This is a genomic window from Methanobrevibacter sp. (assembly GCF_017410345.1).
Lineage (GTDB): Archaea > Methanobacteriota > Methanobacteria > Methanobacteriales > Methanobacteriaceae > Methanobrevibacter.
Genome location: NZ_JAFQQZ010000011.1, coordinates 1 through 7,090, shown reverse-complemented (window position 1 = coordinate 7,090; position 7,090 = coordinate 1). Strand labels below are relative to the sequence as shown.

The 7,090-nt window shown below is 33.0% G+C and carries 4 protein-coding genes; all 4 read right to left on the bottom strand.

What is annotated here, in order from left to right:
- Positions 1–111 precede the first annotated feature (111 nt).
- On the bottom strand, positions 112–1,128 hold the full coding sequence (locus tag IJE13_RS01265) for a TFIIB-type zinc ribbon-containing protein (protein ID WP_292776126.1): 1,017 nt from the start codon (positions 1,126–1,128) through the stop codon (positions 112–114).
- Between the two features lie 603 nt (positions 1,129–1,731).
- Positions 1,732–2,259, bottom strand: a complete 528-nt coding sequence (locus IJE13_RS01260) for a carbonic anhydrase (protein ID WP_292776124.1) — start codon at positions 2,257–2,259, stop codon at positions 1,732–1,734.
- A 359-nt stretch (positions 2,260–2,618) separates the two neighbouring features.
- On the bottom strand, positions 2,619–3,494 hold the full coding sequence (locus IJE13_RS01255) for an Mrp/NBP35 family ATP-binding protein (RefSeq protein WP_292776122.1): 876 nt from the start codon (positions 3,492–3,494) through the stop codon (positions 2,619–2,621).
- Positions 3,495–3,828: 334 nt separating this feature from the next.
- Positions 3,829–6,747, bottom strand: coding sequence for a transglutaminase domain-containing protein (locus IJE13_RS01250; RefSeq protein WP_292776120.1), 2,919 nt, complete (start codon positions 6,745–6,747; stop codon positions 3,829–3,831).
- Between the last annotated feature and the right edge of the window lie 343 nt (positions 6,748–7,090).

Sequence of the window (7,090 nt, the reverse complement as noted above, 5' to 3'; positions counted from 1 at the left end):
TTAAAAAATAGAATAGGCTTTTCTAAAAAACTTAAAAAAAAAAATTAAAAATAAGAATAGACTTTTCTAAAAAAACATAAAATAAAAATTAAAGATTAAACTGAATTAAACTTATACAAAGTTCAATTCCTTGTTTAATTCCTTAAATCTGTTTCTTATGGTAACTTCAGTTACACCAAGAGTCTTTGCAACTTCGGTTTGGGTTCTGCGCTCTCCAAACAACATGGAAGTTCCATACAAGGTTGCAGCTGCAACACTTGCAGGGTCCTTTCCTGAAGTCAATCCCAAGTCCTTTGCCTGATTGATGATCTCAATGGACTTTACTTCCACATCAGCAGACAATGCCAATTTGCTTGCAAACCTTGGGATGTAGTCATTTGGAGAGATGATAGGCAATCTTAATCCTAATTCCCTTTGAAGGAATCTGGAATTCTTTCCAATGGTCTTTTGGCTCATACCAGTGCCTTTTTCCATTTCATCCAAGGTACGTGGAACCCTACATTCCCTGCATGCAATGTAGACAGTAGCAACCAAAAGTTTGGTGATGCTTCTGCCTCTGACCAAATCCTTATCCAAAGCCTTTCTATAAAGAGATGCGGACTCATACCTCACATTCTTTGGAAGAGCCAAATTGGAGGTTATCAAAGCCAATTCACCCAATGCTCTGGATAAATTCCTATCCCGTGGTCGGCTTACACGGGTCTGATTGTGCAATCTCCTTAAACGGTACCATTTGGCCTTGTCCTTTAGGTATCCCTTGTTCACGTCAAAGGTGGTAGATATGCCCATGTCATGAATGGCTATATCACTAGGTGCTCCATTCTGACTTTGGAAATTTCCTTCCTTATCTCTGGCGGTTCCTCTGAATGTTGAATCGATGATGTTCTCCTCAACAACCAAACCGCAAGCCCTGCATGATTTTTCACTGCGGGCAAAGTCGATTAAAAGTTCAGTTGATCCGCAAACAGGACATACAAATCCTTCAGTTTCTCCATCACTCACTATGGAGTTTCTTCCGCGTCCAGATCTTTTCTTTAAGATGGTAGAATATTCACCTTCCAATTCATTTTTAAAATAAGTTTTACTTCCTAATACGTCTTTTTTGATTATAGATTCACTTACACTCATATTTAACCTTTTAATACATCGAATTCAGATTACTACTTCATTATCAGGACTTTTGAATAAATAGGTGGGATATGGTTTTATTAATAAAGTGGGATAACAAAGTTGACAACTAAATAGTAATTAAATCAATACTATTACAATTAAATATTAGAACTAAAAAAAGAAACGTCCTATAACAAATAAAATTTGATGATATATAATTTTTCATAATTCAATTAATGGTGTTAATTGAAAGCTAAGTTTTTGGCGAAACTCAGCACGAATCCAAGTCGTGACATATGTATTTGTGGGAACTTTTGGTAGCCCCATTACTAATAGCAAGGTAACTGCAATTACAATTATATAAATTAACCTTTGCAATAATCTTTATTTTTAGTGATATATGATAAATTAATCTAATTTGGTGAAATAAACTAATTTTAGGTGGTTTCAATAAAAATAAAATGATTATAAAATATTTTTCCAATAAGTTTCTTAATATTGGAAGTGCATAACAATATAAGATTTAGCTTATATATAAATGTTTGCAATATTCCCAATATCAGAAACAATGAATAATATTTTAATCAGAAAAAACATTTAGAATTTGAGCTTTGATCTTAATCAGTAATCTTCTTTCAAGACCTTTAGCTCACCGGATACGATGTCAATGATGAGGCCATGTACAGGGACATCTGGAATCAATGGGTGGTTTTTGATCTTATCAACCACATTAAGGACATTCTCTTCCTCATCTGCAAAACCGCCAATCCATTCAGCCAAGTCATATTTTGCAATGTCTTCCTCTTTGATGCCTCTTGCAATCATCTTTTCCTTCAATGCGTCCGCATCGGCACCTGCCATACCACATTCGGTGTGGCCTACAACCAATACCTCTTCAGCACCGAGGTTGTACAATGCAGCACCAATGGATCTGATTGCATCTTCCCCTACAATGGAGTTTCCTGCATTTCTGACTATTTTTGCATCTCCTCTTTTAAGTCCTAAAGCCGGTTCAAAGAAGTCTATTAATCTGCAGTCCATGCAAGTTAAGATTGCTAACTTCTTTTGTGCATGGTGAGACATTTCCTCTCCTTCAAAGTTTTCGACAAATTTCTTGTTATCTTCTAAAATACCGTCCAATATAGTCATATCAATTACCTCTAAAAACTTTAAGACTAAAAAGATAATTTATCATATAATTTATAATTGTAGTCTTTAAATTGATTTTTTTAGTGTAAATCTGATTGAAAATCATGCCATTATACACAGTTTAATATATGTTTTCTAAACTATATAAAACTATCCTTAACTCCTTTAAAAAACAATTATTTTGATTTTTAATCGCTAAGAATTGATTTAGAACATTTGAAAAATATATGAAAATTAATGCAAAAAAATGAAATAAAAAATAAATAAAAATGAAAATGAAATAGAATAAAAATATAATAAAAATAGAATAAGAAATAAAAAAAAATAAAATAAAAAATGAAAAGTTCAATCAAGCTTTTCTAAAAATCCGCATCATCCAAAAATGCCAATTTGATGTTGTCGATTATCTCGGAGAATTTCTGAGCAACTTCGGAGTCTGCATAGCTGTTTACCATTGTGCTGTCCTGATTTGCAGATTCGGGAACTTGCTCTGTCAATGGAAGATTGCCTAAATAGATAACACCCATGTCATTTGCAAACTTCTCTCCCTGTGACTCACCGAATATATTGGTCTTCTCACCGCAATGAGGACAGACATAATATGACATGTTCTCAATAAGTCCAATATCCTCAATATTCAGCATCTTGACCATACCTACACATTTCAATACGTCTTCCTGTGATAGGCTGTTTGGTGTTGTCACCATGATTACCGCATCAACATTCGGCAATGCCTGAAGTACAGTCAATGGCTCGTCCCCGGTTCCAGGAGGATTGTCAATGATCAAAACGTCAAGGTCTCCCCATGCGGTATCCGCCATGAATTGCTTAATGGATCCTGATTTCTGAGGCCCTCTCCAGATGATTGGAGTGTCCTGTGAATCAATTAAGAATCCCATTGACATTACCTTGATTCCATTATTGCTCATTACAGGAATCATCTCACCGTTTGCAATCATTACGTCTTGGCCTTCCACCCCTAACATCTTAGGAATATTAGGTCCGTGAATGTCAGCATCAAGTATCCCTGTCAATAATCCTTTTTTCTGAAAAGCCTCTGCCAAGTTTGCAGCTACAGTGGATTTTCCTACTCCACCCTTTCCACTCATAACAGCTATTTTATATTTAATGTTTTTCATATGTTCAAAGAGCCTTAATTCCTGTTCAATCATTTTCTTTTGCTGTTCAGGAGTCAAGTTTTGAGCTCCATGATGTCCATGTCCGCCATTTGCCATTTTATGCCTCATTACTTTTTTTAAACAGTATAATATATTATAGTCAAATTATTTAAATATTATTTTTTTAATAAAAATGGAGTTTTTTATATGGGATATGTAGATGACGATAAAGATAATAATATGAAAATAGCAGAACTATTAAAATAAATTAAAAAACCATTAAAATAAACAATAGTTTAATCGCAGCCATTAAAATTATTATGCCTAAAATCAATATAATTGAAGAAAAAAATTATTGAAAAATTATTAAAAAATAGGAAGAAAAAATATAATAAAAAATAGAAAAAATAGAAATAAAAAAATAAAAAAGTTTAAGATCAATTACCAGTAACTAGAACGGCAAATGAACAAGTGCATATTCCTGAAGGGTAAATGAATTAGTGTTCCAATTATGAATATTTCCTAATTCATTTCTACTGCTTGTTGCATCAGCAGAATACCAAACACCATCAACATATATTTGTGCCCATACATGCCCAGTGTTCAAACCGCTGGAGAACTTACAGTTCTTACCATGTGAGTATCTGGCAGGTATGTCTGCAGCTCTACAAAGGGCCACAATCAAGTTGGCATGATCACAACAGTTACCTCTTTTCTTGCTTAAAGTTCCTGTTGCCTTATACTTGGTGTTTGCATAATACTCATAATCCACATTATCTCTAACCCACTTGAATATCGCATTAGCCTTATCCCAGACAGTGGCTTTTCCTTTAGTCAAGTTATTGGCCAATTCACGGATTGCCGCATTAAGTGCATCATTTCCAGAAGATTGCAGATATTTGGCAAGTTCAGTGGAATTAAGTGCTTGAACCTCATTTAAACCTTTTTTATATTGGGAAGAATTACCCTTTTTAGTGACAGAGGAATTGCTATCAACATCCTTAGTATTCAAAGTCACATAATTAGGCAATCTATTCATGTTTGAATAGAAATCCAAACATTTGGCAAGTCCAAATATATAAAGGTTAGGTGAAGTCTTTACTTTGGTTACATTAGTTCCATTGGTAACATTAGTGGTAATCCAATATGCCAGTCTTCCATTTGTTTCAACAAAGTCTGTTAAGACCTTTGAAACATTAAGATAACCTTCCTTATTCAAAGCAACATTAATGGAAGTGTCTCCACTATTCTTATAATAGGAATTCACATCCACTACAGCAATATTGGATGTTTTGTTTTTGTCAATATTCACTACAGCCTTGCCCATCAAATAAGCAAAAACGGTAATGTTTATTTTTACACCATTCACTGTAATTGTAGATGGGAGCTTATGATTCTTCTCAACATAGGATCTTAGCCAAACTGACGCATTTACAATATGTGCCAATTTGAATATCTTATCAGATTTAACATCCAAGCTTACAGACCCTGAAGAAGGCTCATATGTATTGTCCCCTTCAAACTTATAAGTCAGTTTAGTTACTTTTGGACCGGTACAATTGATAAAGAGACCTACAGTTCCATTTGCATCTGTCTGATTCTGGTAAGTCTTACCATCAAATGTGAGATTTACAAGCTTATTCGCTAAAAGCTTACCATCAGTATCTTTTAAAGTAAGATTGTAAATAGTACCATTCATTATGCTGCTGCCGGAATTCTTAAATGTAGTTTTAATCTTAACTGCCAAGTTAATTGTTCCAGAAGCTGTTCTATTATAATAAGAGGTTCCGGGGAACTTATATGAAAGCTTATAGGTCTTTCCAGCGGCAGAGGTAATTGTTAAGTTAGCCACCCCTTTGGAGTTGGTAGTCTTGTTATAGGTTTTGCCATTAAAAGTGAAAGTGATCTTCTGACCGGATAAAACCTTACCATCAGAATCCTTTAAAGTAACCTTATAAGCATTTCCCTTAATGATAATTGTTGAAGCAGGCCCGGTTAAACTTGTAGCCTTTTTAACCTTGATTTTTACAGAACCTGAACTAGGGCCATAATAATTGGTACCTGAATATTTATATCCCATGGTATATGTATTATTAAGACCTGAAGTAATTTTTAAGCTAACCTGTCCTTTGGAATTTGTAGTTTTCTTATATGTTTTGCCCCTATAAGTTAGAGTTACAGTTTTATTAACTAAAACAGTTCCCTTATAATTCTTTAATGTAATGTAATAAGGAGTGCCCTGAGCAACAGAACTGCCTGAATTAGTTAAACTTGTTGGAGTCTTAATATATACTGATAATGTTTTAGAGGAGGCACCATAATATGAACTTCCTGCATATTTATAAGTAATATTGTAAGTCTTTGCAGGAGTTGGATTGAGAGTTAAGACAACAATTCCTTTAGAATTACTTGTTTTATTCCATACTTTGCCATTATAGTAAACAGTTACCTTTTTATTAGCTAATACCTTATTGTTGGAATTCTTTAAGGTGACATTGAATTTGCCTCCTTTTACTATACGTGCATCTGATCCAACAAATTTGGTACCCATTTTAACAGTGAGATTTTTTGAACCGGAACTTGCTGCATAATAGTCATCACCAGCAAACTTATAGGTTAATGCATATGTTTTTGCCACTGTGCCGCTAATGGTTATGCTAGCTACCCCTTTTGAATTGGTAGTGACAGTGTATGTCTTGCCATTGAACTTAAGAGTGACTTTCTTAGAAGACAACACCTTTCCATTTTTATCCTTTAGGACTACAGAGTAGGATTTTCCATTAACCGCTGAACTGGAAGAGTTCGCAATTGTTGTTGGAGTCTTACTTACTGTAATGTTATTTGAAATGGATGAACCTCCATATGAATCATCCCCCTCAAAAATAACACTGATTAAGTATTTAGCTGCCTTTGCATTAATAGATAAACTAGCAAGACCATTGGAATCAGTAGTTCTAGTATAATTTTTACCATTGAATGTAAAAATTAAATTTTTATCTGATAAAGGAGCTCCATCTCCATCTTTTAAAGTGACTGAATAAACATCTCCATTTACCACTTTAGTAGTTTTACTAACTATAGTAGTGGTTTTTGGATTAGAATCAGTAGACTCACCTTCACTGGAGTCAAGAGAACCTTTCTCTCCAAGTTTAGAAGATGGAATGTCTTGATTAGATTCCTCATCAGAATCATCGGTTAAATCAAAATCATCATCCAATGCTAAATTATCATTGTCATAATCACCTAATAGATTTTCATTGACTGAATCATCTGCTGAAATATAATCCTGATTATTGTTTATGTCACTTACATCACTTGCTGATACTGAAGCAATTGAAATAATGAACAATGCTAAAATCAACAGAAGCAATGTTTTGTTTTTAGTCGAAATTTTTTCACCTCAATACATTAAAAAAGATGAATCAACATAATAAAAAAAACAATGTTAATTATTATCTTAAAAACAAGATTTTTAATATATTTATTATAATTAAAGTATAGACTTATTTTATCAAAGTAAAATAATTCTTTTTTAATGTTAGTTAAAGATTTTTAATTAATATAATATAAATGTTTCTCTTAAAAAAAATCAAAAACAAGCAATATAAAGCTTTAAAAATGACTATAAATCAATAAAATTAATTATAATTTTAAAAAAAGTACTCTTTATTATATTAACGCACAAATAATAAAAAATATTATATTAAATATGA